The following is a 26,069-nucleotide window of genomic DNA, read 5'->3' on the forward strand; positions in this document are numbered from 1 at the left end:
CTCAGCTCCGCACCCTTGCGGGTTCGAATCCCTCCGCATGCCCACAAGAAAGCGCCCCGGGCTGATGAAAGCCCGGGGCGCTCAGTTACCTTGGCTGGGACGGAGGGATTCGAACCCCCAACAGCCGGCACCAAAAACCGGAGTTCTACCGTTGAACTACGTCCCAATGTGTGGTGCTGCCCAAAAGCAGCTCGTCTAGTTTACCTAATCTGCGAGGGCATCGCAAACGCCATCGAGCAGGCGTACGGCGAGTGTCTGGGCATCGCTTGCGGTGAAGGTTCCGTTGTAGCGCGTCATGCCCGTGAGCTCAATGCGGATACGTGCAGGCTTTTGTTGCGCGGCGATATTGGCAGTGCGGATGCGCTGCGCCAGGTTGTGACATTCGGCAAGGGCAATCGTGGCGCGCGGCGCTGCATCTGCGGGCAGCTCATCGCTTGCGATCTCGAGTACCAGGTCCACGTCGGTCGGAACCTCGGAATCGCAAAGCATCATGCCGCTGTTGTCGGTCGTCGCCGTGGCGATGTTCCACATGCGCGATGCAACGCTGCGTGCGATGGGGTCCTCACCGATGACGGCAATCTGGAAGCGCTCGAGCACGTTGGCGGCGCGGGCAAAGCCGATGCGCGACTCGGCCTCGGTAACCGAGGGTTTGCCCTCCCACACGTGATGCAGACGGTTGATATAGGCGTAGGTATCCTGGAATGCCATGCCGTCGGCAAACAGGCCGACATTTTCTTGGAACTGCTGCAAGGCCGCCTCGGTGTGCGGGCCAAAGTAGCCGTCGTCCTCACCGCAGGCAAAACCCAAAACGTTGAGTGCCCTCTGCAGGGCCCGAACGTCGGCACCATGGAAATTGGGCATGCGCAGATAAAGCGTGCGGTCGCCCAGCTTATACGAGGCGTCTACCAGGGCGCTCCAACAGGGGATATCGACGGCGTAGCCAGCGGCAAGGCCGCTGTCGAGCCTAAAGGTGCCAACAGCCTGCTCGGTGGTGGTGCCAAAGCGCTTGTCGGCGACCTCGGCGTCATCGATTGTATAGCCGAGCTGCAGAAGGCGGGACTGGACGTCCTCGACGGCTGCTCCCTGCATGCCCGTTGTGATAGGTTCCATGAACGAACCCCTTTCGGCGTACCATTCGTACTATTTGAGCGTGTGTCGGATAGACAACGCAAAGGGTTGCATAAACATGCACTCAACAGTGTAGCAAGTTGTACCCAAATGCGCTGCTGACAGATTTTATAACCCCCGCTAGTTAAGGCGCTCCACAAAGAAATCTGCCATGGAGTCGAACAGCTCGCGTGCATGCGGGTCGAGCTCGACACCTTCGATAGCGGCCTTGGCCTTGGCAGTCAGGTTGAGTGCGTAAGTGTGGGCGAAATCGACAGAGCCGGTCTGCTGGAAGATCTCCACGGCGCGTGCGAGTTGCGCGGGGTCCTCGGTGCCCGAGGAAAGGATTGCCTCGACTTCGTCGTGATAACGCTCGTCTGACAGGGCATGCACGGCGACGAGCGTGCGCTTGCCCTCTGTGATATCGGTGCGGAAGTCCTTGTTGGCGGCCTCCTTGGTGCCAATAAGGTTGAGCAGATCATCTTGGATCTGAAAGGCAAGGCCCGTGTGCAGGCCAAAGGCACGCAGCGCCTCAATCTGGTCTTCGCTGCCGCCACCGATAATGGCTCCGGCGGCAAGTGGCGTGGCTCCGCTGTAGTACGCGGTCTTGTGCGTCGCCATGTCCAGATAATCGTCGACCGAGATGTCAAAGCGCCCATCGCGGACCCAGCCCAGGTCGAGCGCCTGACCCTCGATGGTGCGAACGATCATCTCGGTGAGCTCGTGGAGCACGCGGAGCTTCACGTCTGCCTCGAGCGTGGGGTCGTCGAGAACCGTCTTGGTAACCATGGTGAGCGCTAGGTCGCCGCAGTTGATGGCAAGTCCCGTACCCTCGGTAAGGTGCATACAGGGCTTGCCGCGGCGCAGCTGGCCGTTGTCGGCGATGTCGTCATGGATAAGTGCTCCCGACTGAAAGTGCTCGATGGCCGCCGCCGCGCTTCGGGCGCTCTCAAAGCTGCCGCCTACCGCGGTGGCGGCGAGCATGCAGATGAGCGGGCGGTGGCGCTTGCCGGCATTGGCCGTAAATGCCGAGAGCGGCGCGTACAGGTAGCGCTCGATATCGGCAGAGGTCGCCTGTCCGTCAAAGAATGTGGCCAGATAGTCGTTAATCTGGTCAAAATGCTGGGCTAAAAAGCTGGTAAACGGACTGGACACGGGTTCTCGCATTCTTTCTTAGGTTGCATCGTTGCGTTATGCAGACAACATATTGCCACATTAGGGCATCGAGCGCGGCGGTTGAAGACGATTGAGCCATGTTGTCGCAAATGCGGCAAGAGGCGCGGCTAGATAAGTCCAAAGTGCTCGAGCGCGGTGACGACGCCGTCGTGGTCGAAGCTGTCGGTGACGTAGTCGGCCTTTTCCTTGAGGAAGTCCGGCGCGTTGCCCATGGCGACGCCAACATCGACCGCCTCCATGAGGGCGATGTCGTTGCTTGCGTCGCCGATGCCGTACACAGTGCCGTGATCTGGCCCCAGGGCGTCAAGCACGGCCTTGATTCCGGCCCGTTTGGTGCACTCGCGAGGCGAGATTTCCGTGACCTCGAGTTCGAGCTCGTTGAGGCAGAGCAGAGGCCCAAGCTCTTCATCTTGGGCGATGCGGTTGGCGAGCGGTGTGGACATAAGAATTTTATAAGCGTTGTAGTGCTTGAGTTGCGTGACGGCGTCGCCCACGGTGCGCGCGTATCCGTACGTCTCGGGGGCATCTGCGCTCATGCGCACGACGCGATCGATGCCCTCAAAGCGAATGACCTCACCCGATTGTTCGAGATAGGGGGCGAGGCGCTGTAGCAGACCGGGGTTTATGGCCGCATTTCGCACGATGCGTCCCTCGAGTTCGGCGTAGCCGCCCGCGAGACATACGATGCCCGCCCACGGCAGCTCGAGCAGCTTGGGATGGATGCAGCTGAGGGTGCGCCCCGTGCAGATAAAGGCTTTGTTGCCGTTGGCGACAAACGTGCGAATTGCCTGTGCAACCGTTTCGTTGGGATAGGGGGAAAGGTCTCGCTCGCCCTCGGGGAGCTCTTGGGCAAGTTTGGGATCTTGCCAGGCAAGCGTACCGTCGATGTCGAAGAAGCAGATATTGCCATGCTTTTTGGCGTCATCGGCGGCATGAGAAAGCGGGGTGGCAAATGCAAAACCCGATTCGAGTCCCATAATCTGATCAAAGTGCTCTTTGACGCGGGGGACCGAGACGCCGATGATTACCTGGGCGGTCTTGCCGGTGACGATGAGGCCTTTGGCGCCCGCTGCGACAAAGGTTGCGTTGCCCGCGACGATAGAAGGGTCCGCAACTTCGACGCGCAGCCGCGTGGCGCAGTTGGTTGCGCCCACAATGTTGGAGACGCCGCCCAGAAGCGCCACAACCTGCTCGGCGAGCAGACGATCTTGTGATGCCTGGCAGTCGGAAGCGCCGGCTTCGGATAAGCGCTTTTCGTCAACGTCGTTTCCCGTCAAGCGCGAGAGCGCCGTGTTGCCGGCAATGTAGTCCTCGCGTCCCGGGGTTTTAAGGTCAAAGGTCAGGATAAGACCTCGAAAGCTCAGAAAGAAGATGACGCTAAAGACGAGTCCGATTCCGAGTGCCAAAAGGTAGGAGCCGGCATGCGTCCGCATGAGCGGGATAAAGTTGAAGGCAGCCATCTCCATAAGGCCACCCGAGAAGATGCCGACGACGCCAAAGAAGTTCATGGCCATGGCAAGGCAGGAGGATAGGACGGCGTAGAGCAAAAAGAGTCCGGGATAGGTGAACATAAAGAGAAACTCGAGCGGCTCGGTGACGCCGCAGACCATCGAGGCGACGATGGCGGGCAGAAGGATGGTCTTGAGGCTGGCACGGCGTTCGGGCTTGGCCGTGGTGTAGAACGCTACGGCGATGGCGGGAAGACCAAAGAGCTTAACCCAACCGGTGGCGGTGAAACCAGCCCAGGGCGCTAGCTCGTTGAGGGGGCGCGTGCTGTGCGAGAGGATGGGAAGCAAGTTGGTCCACGTGGCGTAGATGCCATCGGTAATAACCAGATTGTCGTAGTAGATTGGCATGTAGAGCAGGTGATGCAGCCCCACGGGCTCGAGTGCTCGCTCTAAAAACACGAAGGCGCCCACGCCGAAGGGACCGACGCCCGTAAGTGCATGGCGCAGTGTTTCGGTCATTGCGTATACGATGGGCACGATGGCGGCCGAGATAGCGGCAAGGGCGAATACGGCAAAAAAGCTAATGAGGTAGACCAACGAGGAGCCCGAGAAAGTACCGAGCCAATCGGGAACCTTGGCATCGTAGAAGCGGTCATGGATGGCGACGACGGTGGCCGATACCGCCAGCGGGCCGATAATGCCGGTGTCGAGCGTCTTGATGCCGTCGATGACGGTGATGCCGCTGGCGGAGGTCAAAGACGACGGGTACTTAAGTCCAAGGTTGTCGCCGCTCAGCTTAATGATCTCGCTCAAAAAGAAGCAATAGGCAAAATAGGCCACGAGTGCCTCGAAGCAGCAGCGCGCCGGTTGCTTTTGAGCAAGGCCGATGGGCAGCGCTACGGCAAAAAGCAGTGGGAGGCGTTTAAAGACCGTCCACGAGCCGCGCTGGATGATAGCCCAAAAAACATACCAAGGGGTTCCGTATACGGCGAGGTCGCCGACGATGTCCGCAGACGTTGCGAGGGCGGAGACGCCGACCATAAGGCCCGATATGGAAAACAGCATGGCGGGCGCGAACATTGCCCCGCCAAAGCGTTGGATTTTCTGCAGCATAATATGCCTTCCGGATGCAACATGCTGTGCGAGCAAGAACGTTTAAACAATGAACTCATTGTAGAGGACTGGCTGCCTGCCGCATTGACGGTTTTGATTCGGTCCGATTTGGGTGCCGGGGGAACCGTCGACGGTAAATAATCCGTGCTTTGCCGATAGACGGTTTAAACAACCCCAAGAAATGCTATCGTGCCTAGCCATACATATTCATTAGAGGTGAAGCCATGCCAAAAGCGATTTACGAAGGAATCTACCGCGAGATCCGTTCGCGCATCATTAACGGGACCTATGCGTTTCAGGAGATGCTGCCAACCGAAGCCGAGCTGACCGCAGAGTTCGACTGCACGCGCAATACCGTCCGCCGCGCCTTGAGCATGCTGGCCGACGAGATGTTTGTGCAGCCCATACACGGCAAGGGCGTGCGCGTTATTTGGCTCAAGGGCGAAACCGACATGCTGGGCGCGCTCGAGGAAGTCGAGTCGTTTGGCGAATTTGCAAAGCGCAACAATGCCGTTGCATCGACGGACGTTAAGTCCTTTGAACATCTGGTCTGCACCGAGCAGCTCTCTCGTCGCCTGGGCTTTAAGATGGGCGAGGAGCTGATTCGCGTAGTGCGTGTCCGAAGCCTCAACGGCAGCGCGCGCCAAGTGGACCATGGCTACTTTTTGGAGTCGATCGCCAAGGGTCTGACCCCCGAGATCGCGGCAGAATCTATCTACGACTATCTGGAGCACAAGCGCGGCATCAAAGTGATGGCAAGTCGCCGTACGGTGAGTGTCGAGCTCGCCAACGATGAAGACTGCAGCTATCTTGACCTCGGCAAATACAACTGCGTCGCCGTCATGGAGAGTCAGTCGTACACCTCGGACGGCATCTTGTTCGAGGTGACGCATGCTCGCACACACCCCGAGATCTTCCATTACCGCATCAATTCCAAGCGATAGGTAACAGACGCATAAGCTTGCGTTTCGATATGAAGCGCCCCATGCGGTCGATGGGATATCGGCCGCACGGGGCGCTTTAATTGTTTAGACAATATTTGTCAAGTACGAATGTATCAAGAACCGTTCACCGAAGTTTTTCTACCGCTCTAGTAATACTTGTTCAAACAACTGGCCAAATAGCGTATTGTACAAATCAGAAAAAGGGGCAAAGTCCTCGAGCCAATCTCCGAAGGCGGCGGCAAAGGGTGCCGCCACGGTGTGAAAGGGTGGATTGTAATGAAGAACGAAATGAGCAGAAGGCAGTTCCTGGGCTTCGCTGGCTCCGCGGCCACGGTCTTTGGCCTGGGTCTCGTGGGCTGCGGTGGCTCCGCCGGCTCCGGCTCCTCTGCTTCTGGTGACGCTGCCGAGGTCTACTTCCTCCAATTCAAGCCCGAGGTCGACAAGGAGTGGAAGGAGATCGCCAAGGCGTACAAGGAGGAGAAGGGCGTCGAGGTCAAGATCGTGACTGCCGCCTCCAACACCTACGAGGAGAAGCTCAAGTCCGAGATGTCCAAGAGCTCCGCTCCGACCTTGTTCCAGGTCAACGGCCCCACCGGTCTTAAGAACTGGAAGGACTACTGCGCCGACCTGTCCGATACCAAGGTCCGCGGTGAGCTCGTCGACGACTCCCTGGCTCTGCAGTCCGACGGCAAGGATCTAGGTATCGACTGGGTCCAGGAGAGCTACGGCATCATTTACAACAAGGAGCTCCTCGAGAAGGCTGGCTACAAGGCCGAGGACATCAACTCCTTCGACAAGCTGAAGGCTTGCGCCGATGACATTCAGGCCCGCAAGGACGAGCTTGGCGTTGACGGTGCCTTCACTTCCGCCGGCATGGATGACTCCTCCAGCTGGCGCTACACCACCCACCTCGCCAACCTCCCGCTCTACTACGAGTTCGAGAAGGAGCACAACCAGGAGGATGACGAGATTAAGGGCGAGTATCTCGACAACTTTAAGCAGATCTTCGACCTGTACATCACCGACTCCACCTGCGATCCTTCGCAGCTTGCCTCCAAGACCGGCGACGACGCCACCAACGAGTTCGCAACCGGCAAGGCCGTCTTCTATCAGAACGGCTCTTGGGCCTACGCCGACCTCATCAAGGCCGGTATGACCGACGATCAGATTGGCATGATGCCCATCTACATCGGTGTCGACGGCGAGGAGAACCAGGGCCTGTGCTCCGGCGGCGAGAACTACTGGTGCGTGAGCTCCCAGGCCTCCGAGGATGCCCAGAAGGCTACCGAGGACTTCATGTATTGGTGCGTCACTTCTGAGACTGCCACCAGCATCATCGCTGACAAGATGGGTCTGACTGCCCCGTTCAAGAGCGCCAAGGACACCACCAACGTCTTCTCGCAGCAGGCTGTTGCCATGGCTAAGGACGGCAAGAAGACCGTCGCTTGGGACTTCGTTTACATCCCCTCTGAGGAGTGGAAGAAGAACCTCAAGCAGGCTCTGATTGCCTATGCTGCCGATAACACCAAGTGGGACGGCGTCAAGAACGCCTTCGTCGATGGCTGGAAGACCGAGAAGGCTGCTTCCGAGTAAGCAGTTGCTGCCCAAGCTATCTGACTAGCGACAGGGGGCGGGCAGACGTCGGTTTGCCCGCCCCCTGCATATTGAAAGGACCCTTCTATGGGCAAAGCACTCAAGCGCTGGTGGCCGCTCTTTATGCTGCCCACGTGCCTGGCGTTTATGATCGGGTTCGTGATCCCCTTTATCCAGGGTTTCTATCTCTCGTTCTGCCAGTTTATTACCATTAACAACACGCACTTCGTCGGTATCGAGAACTACGTGCGTGCACTGTCCGATCCGCAGTTTGCCACGTCGTTCTTCTTTACGGTGGCGTTTGCCTTCCTGTCGACGGTGCTCATCAACGTGATCGCCCTCGCCATCGCGCAGGCGCTCACCCGCAAGGCACTCAAGGGCACCAACATCTTCCGTACGATTTTCTTTATGCCTAACCTGATCGGCGGCATCGTGCTGGGCTACATTTGGCAGATTCTGATCAACTGCCTGCTCTCCAACATCGGCGCCGACCTTATCGCCCTTAACTCTGCTGCTGGCTTCTGGGGCCTTATCATCCTGACCCTGTGGCAGCAGGTCGGCTACATGATGATCATCTACATCGCCGGTCTGCAGTCCATTCCGTCCGACTACATCGAGGCCGCCAAGGTCGACGGCGCTACGGCATGGCAGACGTTTTGGAAGGTTAAGATCCCCAACCTGATGCCGACGATCACCATCTGCCTGTTTCTGTCCATCACCAACGGCTTTAAGCTGTTCGACCAGAACCTCGCCCTTACCGGTGGCGCCCCGGCGCACTCCACCGAGATGCTCGCCCTGAACATCTACAACACGTTCTATTCGCGTGCCGGTATCGCATGGCAGGGCATCGGTCAGGCCAAGGCGGTTATCTTCTGCATCCTGGTCGTAGCAATCTCCATGATCCAGCTTAAGGCCACGAAGTCCAAGGAGGTGCAGCAGTAATGAAACGCGATAAGGTTATCAACCGTGCGCTCTCGATTTTCTTTACGATCCTGTCGCTCGCATGGATTTACCCCGTGTTCATGATTGCGCTCAATTCCTTTAAGAAAGGGACCGCAATCAGCACCACCACGGCATTCGATCTGCTCACGCCCGAGACGTTCAACGGCCTTGCAAACTACGTGCACGCCCTTAACGAGCAGGGCTTTGCCTCGGCGTTTATGTACTCGCTCATCATCACGGTCACGTCGGTCGTGCTGATCTTGGTGTGCTGCTCCATGTGCGCTTGGTATGTGGTGCGCGTCAACAGCAAGATCTCGAACTTCTTCTATTACCTGTTCGTGTTCTCGATGGTCGTACCGTTCCAGATGCTCATGTTCACGCTGTCCAATTTGGCGGACCGCATCGGCTTCAACACGCCGTTCAACATCTGCTTTATCTACCTTGGATTTGGCGCGGGCCTAGCGGTCTTTATGTTCGCCGGCTTTGTAAAGAACATCCCGCTCGAGATCGAAGAGGCGGCCATGATCGATGGCTGCAACCCGGTCCAGGTGTTCTTTAAGATTGTCCTTCCCATCATGAAGCCCACCTATCTTTCGGTCGGCATTCTCGAGACCATGTGGGTCTGGAACGACTATCTGCTGCCCTACCTCACCCTCGACTCCACCAAGTACAAGACCATTCCTATCTTGATCCAGTACTTCCGCGGCGGCTACGGTCACGTCGAGCTCGGCCCCATGATGGCCTGCATCATGATGGTCGTTGTCCCCATCGTCCTCATGTACATCCTCTGCCAGAAGTACATCATCGACGGTGTGGTGGCAGGTGCCGTCAAGGGCTGATGCCGTAACCGTTTTGCAAGTTTCTGCGGCGCCCCTCAGCGTGGCGCCGCGTATCGAAAGGTAGAGACATGGCCGAGATCGTTCTCAAGCATGTTCAGAAGGTGTATCCCAACAACGAGTCCAAAAAGAAGGGCTTCTTTGGCAAAAGGAAGAAGACCGAGGAGAAGAAGCACAACCTCAAGGTTACCGAGGATGGCGTGCTCGCTGTAGAGGACTTCAACCTCACTGTTCACGACCAGGAGTTTATCGTCCTCGTTGGTCCCTCTGGCTGCGGTAAGTCCACGACGATGCGCATGGTTGCCGGCCTGGAGGACATTACCTCGGGCGACGTGCTCATCGACGGCAAGCGCGTCAACGATGTGGCACCCAAGGACCGTGACATTGCCATGGTGTTCCAGAGCTACGCTCTGTACCCCAACATGACGGTGTACGAGAACATGGCGTTTACGCTTGAGCTCAAGAAGGTCCCCAAAGACGAGATTGACCGCAAGGTTCGCTCCGCTGCCGAGATTTTGGGTATCACCGAGTACCTCGACCGTAAGCCTAAGGCGCTTTCGGGCGGCCAGCGTCAGCGCGTCGCCATCGGCCGCGCCATCGTGCGTGACCCCAAGGTATTCCTGATGGACGAGCCGCTGTCCAATCTGGACGCCAAGCTTCGTAACCAGATGCGTGCCGAGCTCATTAAGCTTCGCCACGAGATCAAAGGCACATTCATCTATGTTACCCACGACCAGACCGAGGCTATGACCCTCGGCGACCGCATCGTGGTCATGAAGGACGGCGTTGTTCAGCAGATCGCCACGCCGCAGGAGGTCTTCAACCATCCCGCGAACATCTTTGTCGCCGGCTTCATCGGCGTGCCGCAGATGAACTTCTTCGATGCCCAGCTGGTGCGCTCGGGCGAGGGCTTTACCGTCAAGACCGACGACATGAATGTCGCGCTGGCCCCCGAGACCTGCGCTCAGCTTGCGCTTAACTGGGACGGCGGGGATATGAAGGAGATCACGGCCGGCGTGCGTCCCGAGCAGATTCTGCTTGCCGACAAGGGCGAGGAGGGTGCGCTTCAGGGCACCATCGAGGTCACCGAGCTCATGGGTTCGACCGAGCACGTTCATGTGACGTCTCCCGACGGCCAGTTTGTCCTGATCATCCCTGTCGTCGACCTCGAGGCCAGGGGTTCGCTCAAGGCCGGCGACCCCATCTGGTTCAAGTTCGAGAAGAATGCGACCCACCTTTTCGATAAGGTCTCTGGCAAGAACCTTATCTAGGCCCGATTCAATCAGGCCCTCCTTTTGGGCGACTGCGGCTTTGCCATCCTTTTGCCGCAGTCACATATAAGGCTCCCCTCTCGTCCGCTGAGCGAGAGGGGAGCCTTTCTTTGTGCTGGGGCTGTCTGGCCGGTCGTTTGTCTCGATCTGTAACAGGTAGGGCCGATTCCGGACGTTAGATGTTACAGATCGAGACGGTTCCACTGAGCTAACCATTTCATCTAAATCTGTAACACCAGAGGCGAATTTCAGCTGCTAGATGTTACAGATTGAGATATTGCTGCAGGACGATTCCGTTTGTCTCAATCTGTAACATCTGGAAGGTCAATCAGGGTCTAACTGTTACAGGTTGAGACAAACCCCCGTGGGAGGTCCGGTATGTCTTGATCTGTAACAGGAAGAGCCAATTTTGGATGCCAGATGTTACAGATCGAGACAGTTCATCGGGACAATTCTGCTTGTCTTGATCTGTAACAGATAGACCCAGTTTTGCCGTCTAGGTGTTACAGGCCGAGATTATTTGGTCGAGACAAATCACAGGCCGGCGTATCGGCACAAAAAACGGAGCCGTGTTGCCACGACTCCGCTTTCAAGAGGATGGGTAAAGGAAACGAAATTAGCTCAGGTGCCAGATCTCGTCGTTGTACTGGGAGATCGTGCGGTCGGACGAGAAGGTGCCGGCGTTGGCGATGTTGATTAGCGCCTTGCGCATCCAGGTGTCCCGGTCCTCGTAGTCTGTTAGCACGCGCTCCTTGGTCTGGATGTACTCCTCAATGTCGAGCAGGGCCATAAACCAGTCCTTGCCCTTAATGTCGTCGTGCAGACGCTGCAAACGCTCGGCATTGCCCGTTGCCATAAAGGCGGGGTTGGTGATAAAGTCCACCAGCAGCTTAATACCGGGCTTGCGGTAGAGCGCGCCGGCGTTATAGCTGCCGTCGGCGTAGAGCTGCTCGACCTGTTTGGACGAGGCGCCAAAGGTGTAGATGTTCTCGTCGCCCACGAGTTCGGCGATCTCGACATTGGCGCCGTCGAGCGTGCACAGGGTCAAAGCACCGTTGAGCATGAACTTCATGTTGGAGGTGCCGCTCGCCTCCTTGGAGGCCAGGCTGATCTGCTCGGAGATGTCGGCGGCGGGAATCACGCGCTCGGCAGCGGTGACGTTATAGTTCTCGATCATGACAACTTGCAGGTAGGGAGCCACGTCGGGATCGTTTGCGATCCACTGCGACAACGTCAGGATCAGATGGATGATGTCCTGCGCGATAGTGTAGGCAGGTGCTGCCTTGCCGCCAAAGATGATGGTGACGGGGTGCTTAGGTCTATTGCCGTTCTTGATGTCGAGGTACTTCCAGATGATGTAGAGCGCGAGCATCTGCTGGCGCTTGTACTCGTGGATACGCTTGACCTGAACATCGATGATCGCGTTGGAGGGAATGGTCACGCCCTGCTCGAGCGCCATGAACTGGCGCATGATGGCCTTGGCCTCGACCTTGGTGGCGGCCAGGCGCTCAAGAACGTCCTTGTCGTCGGCGAATTCGGCGAGCTTGCTCAGGTCGCCGGTGCTGCGCCAATCGGTACCGATTACATCGTCGAGCAGGCTGGCAAGTGCGGGGTTGGCTCCCTGGATCCAGCGGCGGAAGGTGATGCCGTTGGTCTTGTTGGAGAACTTTTCGGGATAGATCTCGTAGAACGGGCGAAGCTCGGTGTCCTCCAGGATCTTGGTGTGGAGGGCGGCGACGCCGTTGATGGAGAAGCCAAAGTGGATGTCCATGTGGGCCATGTGTACGGTGTCGTATTCGTCGATGATGGCGACGCGTGGGTCGCCATGCTCGGCCTTGGCAATCTCATCGAGCTTGACGATGATGTCGGCGATGGCAGGGGAGACCTTCTGCAGGCTGGTGAGCGGCCATTTCTCGAGCGCCTCGGCAAGGATCGTGTGGTTGGTGTAGGCGACCATGGATCGCACGATGGTAACGGCTTCGTCAAACTCGATGTCGTGCTCGGTGGTGAGTAGGCGGATGAGCTCGGGAATGACCATGGTGGGGTGCGTATCGTTGATCTGGACCACGGCGTAGTCGGCCAGATCGTGCAGGTTGCTGCCGCGTTCTACGGCCTCGTCGATCAGGAGCTGGGCGGCATTGCTCACCATGAAGTACTCCTGGTAGATGCGAAGCAGGCGGCCCTGCTCATCGGAATCATCCGGATAGAGGAACAGGGTGAGGTTCTTGGCGATCTTGGTCTTGTCGAAGTCGATGGAGCTGCCGGGGACCAGGCCCTCGTCGACACTTGCCAGGTCAAACAGGCGCAGGCGGTTCTTGGTGGGCTGGCCATAACCGGGCACATCGATGTTGACGAGCTTGGAGGTGACGGCAAAATCACCGAACTCGACGGTGTAGGAGCGGTTGTCATCGATCAGGATGTCCTGCTCGCCGAGCCACTCGTCAGGGACGGCCTTCTGCTGGTTGTCGGCAAAGCGCTGGCGGAACAGGCCGTAATGGTAGTTGAGGCCCACGCCGTCGCCGGTAAGGCCCAGCGTGGCAATGGAATCCAGGAAGCATGCGGCCAGGCGGCCCAGGCCGCCGTTGCCGAGCGAAGGCTCGACCTCAAACTCCTCGATCTTGTTGAGGTCGTGGCCGGCGGCGACGAGCTGGTCCTTAACCTCGTCATAGATGCCGAGGTCGATCATATTGTTGATGAGCAGCTTGCCGATCAAAAACTCGGCAGAGATGTAGTAGAGCTTTTTCTTGCCGTTGTTGAGCGGACAGGCGGCAGAGCGCTCCTGCACGAGCTTGACCAGCAGCTTATAAATACGACGGTCATCGAGCTGCTCGAGCGAGGTGCCAAAGGACTGCTCGGCGAGTTCTGCGAGGCTTATACGGGGCATGTTTCCTCCTGTGGTGAGTCGACTACATGTCAGAAATTCAAAAGAAGCCCGCGCGAGGGATTGGGATGGCCTCGCGCGGGAAAAGCGGTCGCGTCCACACGGTGGGGTGGGGTCGGGCGCGGTGGCTCCTATTGGGGAAGCTCGATTTCGGCTTCCGACGGGATGCGGAAGTAGGTCTCGGTCCAGTCGGTGAGCTTGCGCTCGAGTTCGCGGGTGATGGCGCCATCAAGCATGCGCCACGTCCAGTTACCGCCCAGGGTGGCGGGGGTGTTAATGCGCGCCTCGTTGCCCAGATTGAGCAGGTCCTGCATGGTGTAGATACAGGTGTCACTCACGCTGGCGGCGATGGTGCGGTTGAGCGCGTCGGCCATGGACTCGCCTGCCTGCTGGTGGGTATACAGGGCCGCCTGCTCGCGCTGACGCGGGGTGGCCGTTCCCTCATACCAGCCGCGTGCCGTTTCGTTGTCATGCGTTCCGACGTAGGCGACGGTGTTGGCAATGTAGTTGTGCGGCAGATAGTAGGAGTTGCTGCCCTCAAAGGCAAACTGCAGGATCTTCATGCCGGGGAAGCCCGTGGTGTCGCGCATGTCGATGACGCCGGGGGTAAGAAAGCCCAGGTCTTCGGCAATGATGGGAAGCGTGCCGAGCTTTTCCTTGAGCACCTTGAAGAGCTTGAGGCCGGGTCCCTGCGTCCATGAACCATATGACGAATCGGGAGAGGAGAACGGCACCTCCCAAAAGGCTTCAAAGCCGCGGAAGTGGTCCAGACGGATGATGTCGTACATGTCGAGGGCGGCTCGGACGCGGTCTTCCCACCAGGAGAAGCCGTCTGCTTCCATAGCATCCCAGTCATAGATGGGGTTGCCCCAGTACTGGCCGGTGGCCGAGAACTGATCAGGCGGCGTTCCCGCGACGCTGACGGGATTGCCGGCGGCGTCGATCTTAAAGAGCTCGGGCATGGCCCACATCTCGACGGAGTCGCGCGAGACATAGATGGGCAGGTCGCCGATGATCAGGATGTCGTGCTCGTTGGCATAGGCCTTGAGGCGGCTCCACTGGCGATCGAAGAAATACTGCGTCATCTGGTGGTAGAGCATGCGCTCGGGATGGGTGGCGCAGACCTTGCTGGATGCCTCGCCGCGGCGGCGGAGCTCCTCGGGCCACTCCCAAAAGGCTTTGAGTCCGCACTCCTCCTTCACGGTCATAAACTCGCAGTAGGGAAGGAGCCAGTCCTCGTTTGCCTGGATAAAGTCGTCGAAATCGGCCGGCTTGTCGGCAGCAAAGCGCTCAGCGGCTCGATCGAGAATCTGACGGCGGCCAACAAAGATGGCGCCGTAGTCGACGTTGCTGGGGTCGGAACCAAGGAAGACGCCGTCGATGTCACGCTGCTCCAGATAGCCGGCTTCGATAAGCTCGGCAAAGTCGATCAAGTTGGGGTTGCCTGCGCGGGCCGAGAACGACTGATAGGGCGAATCGCCATAGCTGGTCGTCGTAAGGGGCAGGATTTGCCAGTAATGTTGTTTGCACGAGGCGAGAAAATCGACGAAGTCGTAGGCATTCCAGCCAAAGCCGCCGATTCCGTATGGTCCGGGCAGAGATGAGACGGGCATGAGGACGCCGCTTGCACGCTCCATGAATGCGCTCACCAACCTTCTTGTTGTGGGGTCGGCCTGCCGATGGGTGTGCAGTCCGCCTCCGATGTTCTGATTCGATACACCTATTGTATACATGTTGTTTAAACATGTATACGCAAGATAAAAAAGTTGGTCGATTTTCGGCGAATGGTTACATGCCATGAAAAAGCCCCGGTCTCACATCGTGAGATCGGGGCAAGAACGGTATGTAGGTTTTTGCTACTCGGCGTCGGCGAAGCCGTTGGGGTTGTGGCTCTGCCAGTTCCAGCTGTCGCGGCACATGTCCGCGATGTCGTACTGTGCCTTCCAACCCATCATGCGCTCGGCCTTGGAAGCGTCGCACCAGTTGGCGGCGATATCGCCGGCGCGGCGCTCGCGAATCACGTAGGGCAGCTCCTTGCCGCAGGCCTTGGAGAAGGCGGCGACGACCTCGAGCACCGAGGTGCCGGTGCCGGTGCCCAGGTTGAAGATCTCAACGCCGGTCTTGCCGTTCATCCAGTTGAGGGCGGCCACATGGCCCGATGCCAGGTCGCACACATGGATGTAATCGCGCACGCCGGTGCCGTCGGGGGTGGGGTAGTCGTTGCCAAAGACCTGAACGGCCTCGAGCTTGCCCACGGCAACCTGCGCGACATAGGGCACCAGGTTGTTGGGGATGCCCTTGGGGTCCTCGCCGATCAGGCCCGACGGATGGGCGCCGATGGGATTGAAGTAGCGGAGCAGCACAACGTCCCACTCGGGATCGGCGGTGTGAACGTCCATAAGGATCTGCTCAATCATCCACTTGGTCCAGCCATAGGGGTTGGTCGCAGGCTTCTTGGGGTCTTCCTCGGTGACGGGCGGGTTATCCGGATCGCCGTAGACGGTCGAGGAGCTCGAGAAGATGATGGACTTGCAGCCATGGTTGCGCATAACGTCGACGAGCACCAGGGTGTTCTCGATGTTGTTGTGATAGTATTCGACGGGCTTGCTCACCGACTCGCCGACGGCCTTAAAGCCGGCGAAGTGGATGACGCGGTCGATCTGATGGGTATCGAAGATCTTGTTCATGGCATCGCGGTCGAGCACGTTGGCCTCGTAGAAGGTGAGGTTCTTGGCGGCCTTGTCGCCCACGATGGTCTTGACACGGTCGACGGCGACGGCGCTGGAGTTGGAGAGGTCGTCGACGATGACGACCTGGTAGCCACCCTCGAGCAGCTGAACGACGGTGTGCGAGCCGATAAAGCCGGCGCCACCGGTTACGAGGACGCAGGTGTCTTTGGGGTCGAGTGCTTTGGACATGTAGTCTCCTATCGAATCAGGAACACTTCCTGAGGGAGTATAGCGCAGGCAGGGGCACCCAAAACGTGCAGGGCAGGAAAAGCAGACGAACATGCTAACGTACTCATGGAAATGTTTGGCGTGGGCATAACCTTGACTTTGACGTTTGCATACGAGCCGCCGACCATGGGGTTTGCTGCCGTTCGTGGAAATCGTTGGGACGAGCGCGATGTACGCTAATATGTATGAGTTGAGCGACATATAAATAAACATGTAACGGAGTAGATATGTCACCAAACAGCGATTCCATCCTTTCCCAGGAGCTTTCGCGTCGCACTGCCCTCAAGGCCTTGTTCGGCGCCGCTTCTGCAGCCGTTCTTTTTGGTCTGCCCGCTCGCGCCCATGCTGCGGAGGCCACCAAGGAAACCACCGACAAGCTCAATGCGGCCCAGGCTCAGCTTGACGAGGTCCAGGCCCAGCTCGACAGCATCGCAAATGAATACGCGGCGCTGGCCAACAAGAACGCCCAGACCCTCAACGATATCGAGAGCGTACAGGGCCAGATTGACAGCACGCAGGCGCAGATTGACGAAAAGAAGGCCGAGCTCAAAAAGAAGCGCGGCGATCTTTCCGATCGCGTTTCCGCCAGCTATAAGTCGGGCGGCACCAACATCCTGTCGCTGCTGCTCGCCTCGGGCTCGTTTGAGGAGCTCGTCGCCAATGCGCACTATGTTGAGAAGATCAACAAGAGCGACCGCGACGCCATCGAGGATATCCAGACCATCCAGAAAGAGCTCGATACGCAGAAGTCCGAGCTCGAGTCGCAAAAAGCCGACTTGGAGAGGCTCAAGGACCAGCAGACTGCCCAGATGCAGGACATGCAGGCCAAGCAGCAAGAGGTCCAGACGGTTCTGAACGGCCTCTCCGACGATGTCAAGGAGCTCATGGCTCAGCGCGATTCCGAGATTCTCGCTGCCGCCCAGGCTGAGGAGGCTGCCAAGAAGGCTGCCGCCGCTGCGGCTGCCGCAAACAAGAACAATTCCTACTCGGGTGGTTCAAACTCGGGTGGCGGATCGTATGCGCCCGGAAATCCGCAACAGAATGCCGGCTCGGGCAAGCAGCAGGCTGTCGTCAACGCATGCTACTCCACGCCTTCGCCTGGCCTAAACTGGTGCGCCGCCTGGGTCACCAACGTCTTCCGCAACGCCGGCGTGGGCTACTTTGGCGGCAACGCGTGCGACATGTTTAACGCCTGGTGCTACAGCTCCGATCGTTCGGCGCTGCAGGTGGGCATGATCGTGGCCGACTCGTCGCACAGTGGCACCGGTATGCCGGGTCTGCTGTACGGACACGTGGGCATCTATGTTGGCGGCGGCATCGTTATGAGTAACGAGGGCGCTATCACGTCGAGGTCGCTTGACTCGTTCATTGGGTTCTACGGCACTGGCTCTGGCGTGCGCTGGGGCTGGCTTGGCGGTATTGCGCTGTCGTAGCTGCGGCTTGGTCCGGGACAGTCCGAGAGGCATAAGGTTGCCTGCTCGGGCAGTCCTGCGCAAGACGAAGGCCACATTAAGTGGCCTTCTTTGCGTGCGGAACTCGCGATCAACCTTATGCCCCGCCCACAGTCCCGGACCTTCCGGGCTCAAGGCGCGACACACCGGACTGGTTGTCTGAATTAAAGAAAGTGAAGGCCCCTTTTGGGGCCTTCTTTTTATAAAAATTCGCCTACTCGGTGGACTTCGGGTTCTAGGTCTACACCGAATTGGTCTTTGACGGTTGCTTGGATGTGGCGGATGAGTTCGTCGACGTCGGCGGCGGTGGCGTGGTCGGCGTTGACGATGAAGCCGCAGTGTTTTTCGCTCACCTGGGCGCCGCCGACAGCATGGCCGCGCAGCCCGGCGTCCATGATGAGCTTGCCGGCAAAGTGGCCCTCGGGGCGCTTGAAAGTGGAGCCGGCGCTCGGTATGTCGAGCGGCTGCTTGTCCTCGCGGCGTTGGCGGTAGTCGTCCATGTCGGCCTTGATCAGCGCGGCGTTGCCCGGGGCGAGATTGAAGGTGGCCGAAAGCACGATGAAGCCGTCGTCGGCGATGCGGCTCTTGCGATAGCCCAGATTGAGCTCGTCGACATCGAACTCGATGACGCTGCCGCTACCGCGGGTGCCGTCGTCGAGCATGCGGGCGGGCTTGTAGACGCGTACAGACTCCAGCACGTCGGCCATGCAGGCACCGTAGGCGCCGGCGTTCATGTAGCAGGCGCCGCCGACCGATCCGGGGATGCCCGAGATGGGCTCCATGCCGGTGAGACCGGCCTCGGCTGCCGCGGCCGCAACATCCGAAAGCAGCGCACCGGCTGCTGCCGTAACGTGCGTGCCGTCGACGGTAATGGCGGAGAGGCCCTCGCCTAGCGCTACGACGACGCCGCGTATGCCCTTGTCGCCGACGAGTAGGTCGGAGCCGTTGCCCACGATGGTGAGTGGCAGATCGCAGCGATAGCAGGTATCGAGCGTGGCGACGAGGCCCTGCTCGGTGTCGGGCGTGACAAAGACGTCGGCCGGGCCGCCAATCTTAAACGTGGTGTGCTCGCGCATGGGCTCGCTCATCAACACGTTGTCCTCGCCGGCAACGCCAGCGAGCGCGCACAACAGGTCCTCGTTAAAAAAGTCGTTCTCGTGCATCCGAATATCCGCCTTTTGGTGGTCGTTGTCATCAATCGATTGCAATATACCCCACCTGGACGTATTTGGTGCGCTGGCGGCGATAAAACAGCCGTCTACCGGATTGGTAAAGTGTTTATCATCGAGGTAGAGGGGCAGTCGCTATACTTTCAAGAGATTGCGCGTAAACCCGGAAGGAGCGAGATGGCCAACAAAGTCACCCTCAAGCAGATCGCCCAGGAGGTGGGGCTTTCCCCCTCGTCGGTCTCGCTTGTTCTCAACAATCGGCCTTGTCGCATCTCGGAAGAAAACCGCAAGCTCATCAAGGAGGTCGCGGCGCGCAACCACTATGTTCCCAACCAGATTGCGCGCAGCCTGGTCATGCGCGAGTCACGCACCCTGGGCCTTATCGTCCCCAACATCGAGAGCCGATTTTTTGCCTCACTTGCCGGTAGCTTGGAAAAGCGCTGCCGCGAGGACGGCTATGCGCTCTTTATTACCAGCTCGGGCGGAAGCGCCGACGATGACTTGGAACTGCTGCGCCAGCTGGTGACGCGCGGCGTCGATGGTGTCTTCCTGGTGGTAGGCGACGAGTTCTCGGACGACCGTGCCCTGCGCGAAGAGGTCAGCCATCTACCCATCCCTGCCGTGATGGTCGACCGCGCCATTGAGGGGCTCGAGTGCGACAAGGTGATGTTCGACCACGAGATGGGTGGCTATATGGCTACCCGCTATCTGATCGAGCAGGGCCACCGTCGCATTGCCTGCTTGGTTAATGCGCGTCGTTCCAATACGGGTCGCAAGCGACTTGCCGGCTATGAGCGCGCGCTGCGCGAGGTTGGCCTGCCTATCGACGCGCGTTTGGAGTTTGAGAGCGAGTACTACATTCCGAGCGCCTACGAGGCCTCGGAGGCGGTGCTCGCAACCGATGCCACTGCCGTATTCGCGAGCTCGGACAACATTGCCCTCGGTCTGCTCAAACGTTTGCACGAGATGGGGAAGAGCATCCCGGGCGATATTTCGGTGGTGAGCTATGACAACTCGGCGGCCGACGTTCTCTTTGAGCCGGCGCTGACCGCCATTGAGCAGGATCCTGGTGTCCTCGCGGAACATGCTTTTGGCTGCATGTCCAAGCGTCTTGCCGGTAGGGGCGGTAGGCGTGCCGAAGAGGTCGTCCTGGAGCCGGCGCTTATCGTTAAGGGCAGCGTGCTCGAGCTTACTAAACATAACTAAACACGTTTATCAATTTGCAGAGACCGAATGTGGAGCACCTGTGGCAGACAATGCCGCAGGTGAATGTTGCGTTTTGTTGATCGATGTGATTGATAAGGGTGATAAAACGTTTTTTCACCCTGATAAAACGTTTTAGCAAATATACTAGTCCCAACGAATGGTTGCCGTATTGGAGGGCGACCGCACAGCGGAGGGACATAAACAATGGCTAAAACACTGGGGACGCCGTGGCAAAAGCTGGGCCACGAGGTGCCGGCTTCCGAGCTCGAGGGCGTCGACCTGTATTGGCGTGCATCGAATTATCTGTCCGTCGGTCAGATCTACCTTCGCTCTAACCCGCTCATGCGCCCCGACTTTGTCGATGAGAAAACCGGCGAGGTGCGCGACTTTGGTCGCCCGGACGTTAAGCACCGCCTGGTCGGTCACTGGGGCACCACGCCCGGCATCAACTTCCTGTTCGGTCATGTCAACCGCCTCATCGCCGATCACAACCAGAACGCGATCTTCTTGATGGGCCCGGGTCACGGTGGTCCCGCTGGCACCGCCCAGTCGTTGCTCGATGGTACCTACCGCGAGATTCGCCCCGACATTACCAATGACGAGGCCGGCCTGCAGAAGTTCTTCCGCCAGTTTTCCTACCCCGGCGGTATTCCGAGCCATTTTGCGCCCGAGACGCCTGGCTCCATCCACGAGGGCGGCGAGCTCGGCTACACGCTCAGCCACGCCTACGGTGCCGTCATGGATAACCCGAGCCTGCTGGCCGTGGCTGTGGTGGGCGACGGCGAGTCCGAGACCGGTCCGCTCGCGACCTCTTGGCAGTCTAACAAGCTCGTGAACCCGGCAACCGATGGTATCGTCCTGCCGATCCTGCACCTCAACGGCTACAAGATCGCCAACCCCACCATTCTTGCCCGCGTGTCCGACGAGGAGCTCGCCAAGTTCTTTGAGGGCATGGGCTATAAGCCGCATTTCTTTGTCGCCGGCTTTGACGACGAGAGCCACGCGAGCATTCATGCGCGTTTTGCCGCCCTGTTTGAGCAGGTCTTCGATGAGATCTGCGACATCAAGGCCACCGCTATGGCTCAGGCCACTGCGGGCGAGACCGTGGTCCGTCCAGCCTATCCCATGATCGTGTTCCGCACGCCCAAGGGTTGGACCTGCCCCAAGCAGATTGATGGCAAGAAGACCGAGGACTCCTGGCGCGCCCATCAGGTGCCGCTCGCGAGCGCCAAAGATACCCACGAGCACTTCCGCGTGCTGCGCGAGTGGCTGCGCTCCTACAAGCCCGAGGAGCTCTTTACGCCCGAGGGCCAGGTGCGCCCCGAGGTGACGGCCTTTATGCCGACCGGCGAGCTGCGTATCGGCGCCAATCCCAACGCGAACGGCGGCAAGGTACGCCGCGAGCTCGAGCTTCCCGATATTCACGCTCACGAGATCCCCGTCGCAAGTAAGGGCCACGGCTGGGGCTCCACCGAGGCCGCCCGCGTCTTTGGTGAGTACACTGCCGATGTTCTGGCCAAGAACATGGATGATTTCCGCATCTTCGGTCCCGACGAGACCGCGTCCAACCGCCTGCAGGCTGCCTATAAGGTGACCAAGAAGCAGTGGGATGCCGGTTTCTACGAGGACGATGCCAACGACGAGCTACTGGCCGGTTCCGGTAAGGTTGTCGAGCAGCTGTCCGAGCACCAGTGCGAGGGCTTCCTCGAGGCCTACGTGCTCACCGGCCGCTCCGGTGTGTGGAGCTCCTACGAGAGCTTTGTTCACGTGGTCGATTCCATGGTCAACCAGCACTGCAAATGGCTCGAAGCAACCAAGCGCGAGATTCCGTGGCGTGCTCCTATCAGCGGCCTCAACATTTTGCTGTCGAGCCATGTCTGGCGCCAGGACCACAACGGCTTTTCGCACCAGGACCCCGGCTTTATCGACCTGCTGCTCAACAAGGCCAACGACACGCATGTCGTGAATGCTTATTATCCGGCCGATGCCAATATGGCCCTTGCTGTGGCCGAGCGCGTCTACCAGTCCACCGACTGCGTCAATGCCATCTTCTGTGGCAAGCAGCCCGCCCCCACCTTCCAGACGGTCGACGAGGCCAAGTCTGAGCTCGCCGAGGGCGTAGCGACTTGGGAGTGGGCATCGACTGCCGACTCGCTCGCCGAGGCCGACGTCGTGGTCGCTACTTGCGGTGACGTGCCGACGCTCGAGGCACTGGCCGCAACCGATATGCTGCGCGGGCTGGGCATCAAGGTCTGGTTTGTCAACGTAGTCGATCTGCTCAAGATCCAGAACGTCTGCGAGAACGACCAAGCCATCAGCGATGAGCGCTGGGCTGAGTTGTTTGGCCGCGGCGAGAAGCCCGTGCTCTTCGCATTCCACGCTTATGCCGGCACGATTCGCCGCCTGATCTGGAACCGTCCCGGCCACGATGCCTTCCGCGTTCACGGCTACGAGGAGAAGGGCTCCACGACCACGCCGTTTGACATGCTGCGCCTGAACAACATGGACCGCTGGGCCCTGGCCGCCGACGTGCTGCGCATGGTCGACGCCGATAAGTTTGCCGAGCAGATTGATGAGTGGGAGGCCTTCCGCACCGAGGCCTTTGAGTTCGCGTGCGACGAGGGCTTCGATCACCCGGCCTTTACCGACTGGGTCTGGCCCGACGCCGCAGCCGCAACCGCTGCTGACGGCGTACTCTCCGCAACGCAGTTAACTGCCGGCGACAACGAATAGCATCCGGGACGGTCTCGCGCTGGGGCCGCCTCCGGGCGGGTGCCTTCCTCTGAGAAGTGGGCTTCGCGAACTTCTCAGAGGAAGACACCCGCCCGGAGGCGGCCCTCTCGACCGTTTCGATATGCGGGGGCTGATTCTTTTTTATGTAATGGGGACCTTGCTTATGCTGCCTTAGAAGCCGTGCATCTAACTATGGTCAGCCAAGATTGCATTGCCGGGGCCGGGGAGGCATGCTTTGTTTTGAGAAGTTCGCGGAGCCCACTTCTCAAAACAAAGCATGCCTCCCCGGCCTCGTCCGTGAACTTTTCCGCTGGGCGAGCCATGGACACCACGCACCGATGCGGTAAAGCGGCGGCTTGAAATTGGTGCTATATTCAACTTGAGTTGTTTAATACTAGTACGGGAGGCTGATATGGGGCTGTTCAAGAAGAAAAACCCGCAGGATGCCTTTGATCCCGATGTGTTTACCATCACGGATACGATTTTGGACCCACCGCGGTTTACACTTTTGCCGGCTATCTACCAGGACGCCACGCGCCGCAAGTGGGCCGTGCATCAGCGCGGCGGCGAGCCGAAGATTTTTGACTATGCGGACGTGCTGCAGTGCGAGATTGTCGAGACCGGAAATCCCGAGGATGTGCCGGAGCTTAGCAATCGCGAACTAGCTCAGCAGATTTTGATTAATCCAGCTCAGGCTACCAAAAACAACGCTGCCAAGCGTAATATGTGCCTTGGTATGGGTGTCATCGTTGCCGTGCAAACCGGCGAGGATGAGATTTCGAAGCTTGAGATTCCGGTGACCGCGGGCGAAGTCAAGCGAGACTCCGGCCTATATCGGTCGTATCGGAACGTTGCGGAGCAGATCAAAGAAGCCTTCGACGCCATGGGGCGTCCGGAGCAATGATGCCCGCAGCATCAAGCGGTTGAGGAGCCTTGCCCATGTCGAGTGAACCATATGCGATTCCGCCCAAAGATCGCGCCTTTGAGGGCATTCTTTGGTATATCAAACATTATGACCTGCAGGGTGGTGACCGGCTGCCCGCCGAGCGTGTGCTTTGTGAAGAGCTGGGCGTGTCACGCACGGCGTTGCGCGCTGCGATCACGCGTCTGATTTCGTGCGGAACTTTGGAAAGCCGCCGCGGTTCGGGCACCTATGTGTGTCCTCCCAAACCGCTGAACATCTTTCAGGAAACATGGAACTATACGCAGGCGGTGGAGAGGGTTGGCTCAAAGTCGACCGCGCGCCTGGTTTGGTCCAAGGTCGTGTACGCCGATATCGATTTGGCCCAAAAAGCCCAGATCGACCTGGGCACGCCGCTCTTCTGCATTCGACGTGTGCGCGTGGTTAATGGTTCCCCGGCGTCGATTGAGACGGCTCACGTCAACCTGTCTTTGTGCCCCTCGCTTCCCGATCACGATTTTGAGCAGGAAAGCCTCTACGACGTTTTGCTTAAAGAGGGGAATGTCCATGTGGCGCACGGCAAGGAGTATATTTCCATCAGCCGTCTGAACGCCGACGAGGCCAAGTTGCTGGGTGCCCAGGAGGGCACGCCGGTGTTTTACAAAGCTTCGCACGAGCGTGACGAGAACGATGGCTTTGTCGAGTATTGCAAGTCCGTGATTCTGCCGACCAAGTATCGTTTTGCCGATAACGGGGAGGCGGACGGCGTTGCGACGAAGGTGGGTGTCGAATGGCTGATGCAGTAGAAGACTTGCCGGTTTACAAGCAAATTCGCCGCTGCATTGCGGAGCGAATTGAGCGCGGCGACTACCCGACGGGCTCGATGATTCCGTCCGAAAACGAGCTGGCCGAGGAGTTTGGCACGACGCGCCTGACAATCCGAAGCGCCATGGACGAGCTGGTCAAAAGTGGCCAGATTCGTCGGGTACAGGGCAAGGGCGCCTTTGTAGGACACAAGTGGTTTGACGAGCACGAACGCAAGGGCGGCTTCCGTCAGTCGGTTCTGGCGTCGGGTGCGACGCCGTCGGTGCGCATCCTGGCGCGCTCCAAACGCTACGCCGGCCCGTATTACGCCGACCTGTTTGACATCGCCGAGGACGATCTGCTTTACTCGGTGCGCCGTCTCAACTGCATTGATGGTGAGCCCGTATCGATCGAGATGACGCTGATTCCGTGTCTGCTGTTTCCGGGCATCGAAGACGTGGACATTTCGGTCTTCAGCCTGTTCGAGACCTATGACATGTTGGGGCGCAAGCCGGACAAGTCGATTGAGAAACTCGATATTGAAGCGCTGGGCGCACGCGATGCGAGTTTGCTCAATCTTGAGCCGGGCGATCTGGCGCTCGTACTGGAATGCCTGACCTATGACTCGAGTGGGCAGCCGATTGAGCATGCCAAGTCTTTTAACCGCGGCGATGCCGGCGGATATACCTACAACTATTAGCGTCTAGAGCATCCTCGTGCACGGCGGGGTGCTCATTTTTTACGGACATGTGTCGCATGACCGATGAGCGGCAAAAACTGACCGTCTACCGAGATGGGAGGACGAAATCAAAAAATCGGTATTAAAAACGGCTAACCTGTAATCGTTCACTGGTATTAAGAACCTTTGAATTGTTGAGCTTGGGGCCAAGATGTCCACAAGGTTAAGCGGCGCGACGGGGCGGCAAGCCCGGTCAGTCCGTGCGACAATTCGAACTGCTCGTGAAAGGAGCGGGAATGAAGGAGACCGAGAAGATCGAGATCATGCACTTCGACCAGGAGGGCTACCTCGAGGACGGCAGGAACGTCTACGAGGCCGGCAAGCGGATGACCGCCCTGGCCGACCGCGTGCACGAGGAGGGCTACGACGCCGTCTTCCTGATGGGCGTCGGCGGCACCTGGGACGAGTTCATGCAGCTCGAGTACCTCATGAACAAGTTCGGCGACCGCGACCTCGAGGTCTACCTGATCCACGCCGCCGAGTGGAACGTCATGGGCCACAAGCGCATGACCGACAAATCCGTTGTGCTGACCGCCTCCGAGTCCGGCACCACCCCCGAGGTGCTCGAGGCCGTCGGCAAGATGAGGGAGATGGGCGTGCGCGTCTTCGCCATGACCAACCCCGAGGGCAAGATCGGGCAGGCCGTGGGCGCCGAGAACTGCGTCATGATGGCCTCCGACCATGGCTCCGGCGGCTGCGAGAAGGGCTACTACCTCGCCGACTGCTTCGGCCTGCGCCTGCTCAACCGCCGCGGCTGCTTCCCCAAGTTCGACCTGTTCATCGAGCAGACGAAGGACG

The 26,069-nt window shown here is 58.9% G+C and carries 18 protein-coding genes, 1 tRNA gene and 1 pseudogene; 12 read left to right on the top strand and 8 right to left on the bottom strand.

The features are described from left to right. Positions 1 to 91 precede the first annotated feature (91 nt). The 4 genes from ACTQ0H_RS07840 to ACTQ0H_RS07855 all read right to left on the bottom strand — a co-directional run bounded on the left by ACTQ0H_RS07840 (position 92) and on the right by ACTQ0H_RS07855 (position 4,844). Positions 92 to 166, bottom strand: a tRNA-Gln gene (locus ACTQ0H_RS07840). A gap of 38 nt (positions 167 to 204) precedes the next feature. Then, a complete protein-coding gene (locus tag ACTQ0H_RS07845; RefSeq protein ID WP_195838517.1) occupies positions 205 to 1,110 on the bottom strand; it encodes a peptidoglycan-binding domain-containing protein in 906 nt (301 codons plus the stop codon). Between the two features lie 138 nt (positions 1,111 to 1,248). After that, positions 1,249 to 2,262, bottom strand: coding sequence for a polyprenyl synthetase family protein (locus ACTQ0H_RS07850; RefSeq protein WP_427728946.1), 1,014 nt, complete (start codon positions 2,260 to 2,262; stop codon positions 1,249 to 1,251). Between the two features lie 128 nt (positions 2,263 to 2,390). Then, positions 2,391 to 4,844, bottom strand: a complete 2,454-nt coding sequence (locus ACTQ0H_RS07855) for a PTS transporter subunit EIIC (protein WP_441548035.1) — start codon at positions 4,842 to 4,844, stop codon at positions 2,391 to 2,393. 224 nt (positions 4,845 to 5,068) lie between these two features. Here ACTQ0H_RS07855 and ACTQ0H_RS07860 point away from each other — a divergent pair, with 224 nt between their 5' ends. The 5 genes from ACTQ0H_RS07860 to ACTQ0H_RS07880 all read left to right on the top strand — a co-directional run bounded on the left by ACTQ0H_RS07860 (position 5,069) and on the right by ACTQ0H_RS07880 (position 10,430). Beyond that, the gene (locus ACTQ0H_RS07860; RefSeq protein WP_441535979.1) at positions 5,069 to 5,788 is read left to right on the top strand and encodes a GntR family transcriptional regulator; all 720 of its coding nucleotides are present in this window, start codon (positions 5,069 to 5,071) and stop codon (positions 5,786 to 5,788) included. Positions 5,789 to 6,064: 276 nt separating this feature from the next. Next, positions 6,065 to 7,381 carry an ABC transporter substrate-binding protein gene (locus ACTQ0H_RS07865; protein WP_441535980.1) on the top strand — a complete coding sequence of 439 codons (1,317 nt, stop codon included), beginning with the start codon at positions 6,065 to 6,067 and terminating at the stop codon, positions 7,379 to 7,381. An 87-nt stretch (positions 7,382 to 7,468) separates the two neighbouring features. Then, a complete protein-coding gene (locus tag ACTQ0H_RS07870) occupies positions 7,469 to 8,323 on the top strand; it encodes a carbohydrate ABC transporter permease (protein ID WP_441535981.1) in 855 nt (284 codons plus the stop codon). Further along, on the top strand, positions 8,323 to 9,162 hold the full coding sequence (locus ACTQ0H_RS07875) for a carbohydrate ABC transporter permease (protein ID WP_441535982.1): 840 nt from the start codon (positions 8,323 to 8,325) through the stop codon (positions 9,160 to 9,162). Before ACTQ0H_RS07870 ends, ACTQ0H_RS07875 begins: the two co-directional genes overlap by 1 nt. Before the next feature lie 68 nt (positions 9,163 to 9,230). Then, positions 9,231 to 10,430, top strand: coding sequence for an ABC transporter ATP-binding protein (locus ACTQ0H_RS07880; RefSeq protein ID WP_441535983.1), 1,200 nt, complete (start codon positions 9,231 to 9,233; stop codon positions 10,428 to 10,430). 616 nt (positions 10,431 to 11,046) lie between these two features. On the opposite strand, the gene glgP is transcribed toward ACTQ0H_RS07880, so the two are convergent. The 3 genes from glgP to galE form a co-directional block, all read right to left on the bottom strand. Next, on the bottom strand, positions 11,047 to 13,314 hold the full coding sequence (gene glgP, locus ACTQ0H_RS07885) for a glycogen/starch/alpha-glucan family phosphorylase (RefSeq protein ID WP_441535984.1): 2,268 nt from the start codon (positions 13,312 to 13,314) through the stop codon (positions 11,047 to 11,049). A 128-nt stretch (positions 13,315 to 13,442) separates the two neighbouring features. Beyond that, complete coding sequence (gene malQ / locus ACTQ0H_RS07890; protein WP_441535985.1) at positions 13,443 to 14,948, bottom strand: 4-alpha-glucanotransferase; 1,506 nt, start codon at positions 14,946 to 14,948, stop codon at positions 13,443 to 13,445. 219 nt (positions 14,949 to 15,167) lie between these two features. Continuing rightward, positions 15,168 to 16,229 (bottom strand): UDP-glucose 4-epimerase GalE, encoded by a 1,062-nt coding sequence (gene galE / locus ACTQ0H_RS07895; RefSeq protein ID WP_427728932.1) that lies wholly within the window; start codon positions 16,227 to 16,229, stop codon positions 15,168 to 15,170. Between the two features lie 266 nt (positions 16,230 to 16,495). Between galE and ACTQ0H_RS07900 the strand changes: the two genes are divergently transcribed. Further along, positions 16,496 to 17,701: a PcsB-like coiled-coil domain-containing protein gene (locus ACTQ0H_RS07900; RefSeq protein ID WP_441535986.1), complete on the top strand. Its 1,206-nt coding sequence runs from the start codon at positions 16,496 to 16,498 to the stop codon at positions 17,699 to 17,701. Between the two features lie 218 nt (positions 17,702 to 17,919). On the opposite strand, the gene murB is transcribed toward ACTQ0H_RS07900, so the two are convergent. Further along, positions 17,920 to 18,882, bottom strand: coding sequence for a UDP-N-acetylmuramate dehydrogenase (gene murB / locus ACTQ0H_RS07905; RefSeq protein ID WP_441536004.1), 963 nt, complete (start codon positions 18,880 to 18,882; stop codon positions 17,920 to 17,922). 183 nt (positions 18,883 to 19,065) lie between these two features. Here murB and ACTQ0H_RS07910 point away from each other — a divergent pair, with 183 nt between their 5' ends. The 6 genes and pseudogenes from ACTQ0H_RS07910 to ACTQ0H_RS07935 form a co-directional block, all read left to right on the top strand. Beyond that, the gene (locus ACTQ0H_RS07910; protein WP_118388843.1) at positions 19,066 to 20,094 is read left to right on the top strand and encodes a LacI family DNA-binding transcriptional regulator; all 1,029 of its coding nucleotides are present in this window, start codon (positions 19,066 to 19,068) and stop codon (positions 20,092 to 20,094) included. 204 nt (positions 20,095 to 20,298) lie between these two features. Beyond that, positions 20,299 to 22,827 (top strand): phosphoketolase family protein, encoded by a 2,529-nt coding sequence (locus ACTQ0H_RS07915; RefSeq protein WP_441535987.1) that lies wholly within the window; start codon positions 20,299 to 20,301, stop codon positions 22,825 to 22,827. 412 nt (positions 22,828 to 23,239) lie between these two features. Further along, entirely contained in the window at positions 23,240 to 23,731 is a 492-nt protein-coding gene (locus ACTQ0H_RS07920; RefSeq protein WP_441015930.1) for a hypothetical protein, read from the top strand. Positions 23,732 to 23,766: 35 nt separating this feature from the next. Next, positions 23,767 to 24,534, top strand: a complete 768-nt coding sequence (locus tag ACTQ0H_RS07925; RefSeq protein ID WP_154515124.1) for a GntR family transcriptional regulator — start codon at positions 23,767 to 23,769, stop codon at positions 24,532 to 24,534. Beyond that, complete coding sequence (locus ACTQ0H_RS07930) at positions 24,519 to 25,232, top strand: GntR family transcriptional regulator (RefSeq protein ID WP_154515122.1); 714 nt, start codon at positions 24,519 to 24,521, stop codon at positions 25,230 to 25,232. Before ACTQ0H_RS07925 ends, ACTQ0H_RS07930 begins: the two co-directional genes overlap by 16 nt. 275 nt (positions 25,233 to 25,507) lie before the next feature. After that, a pseudogene (locus tag ACTQ0H_RS07935) lies at positions 25,508 to 26,069 on the top strand (SIS domain-containing protein); the annotation flags it as partial.

The organism is Collinsella sp. LCP21S3_A3 (assembly GCF_052118905.1).
GTDB lineage: Bacteria > Actinomycetota > Coriobacteriia > Coriobacteriales > Coriobacteriaceae > Collinsella.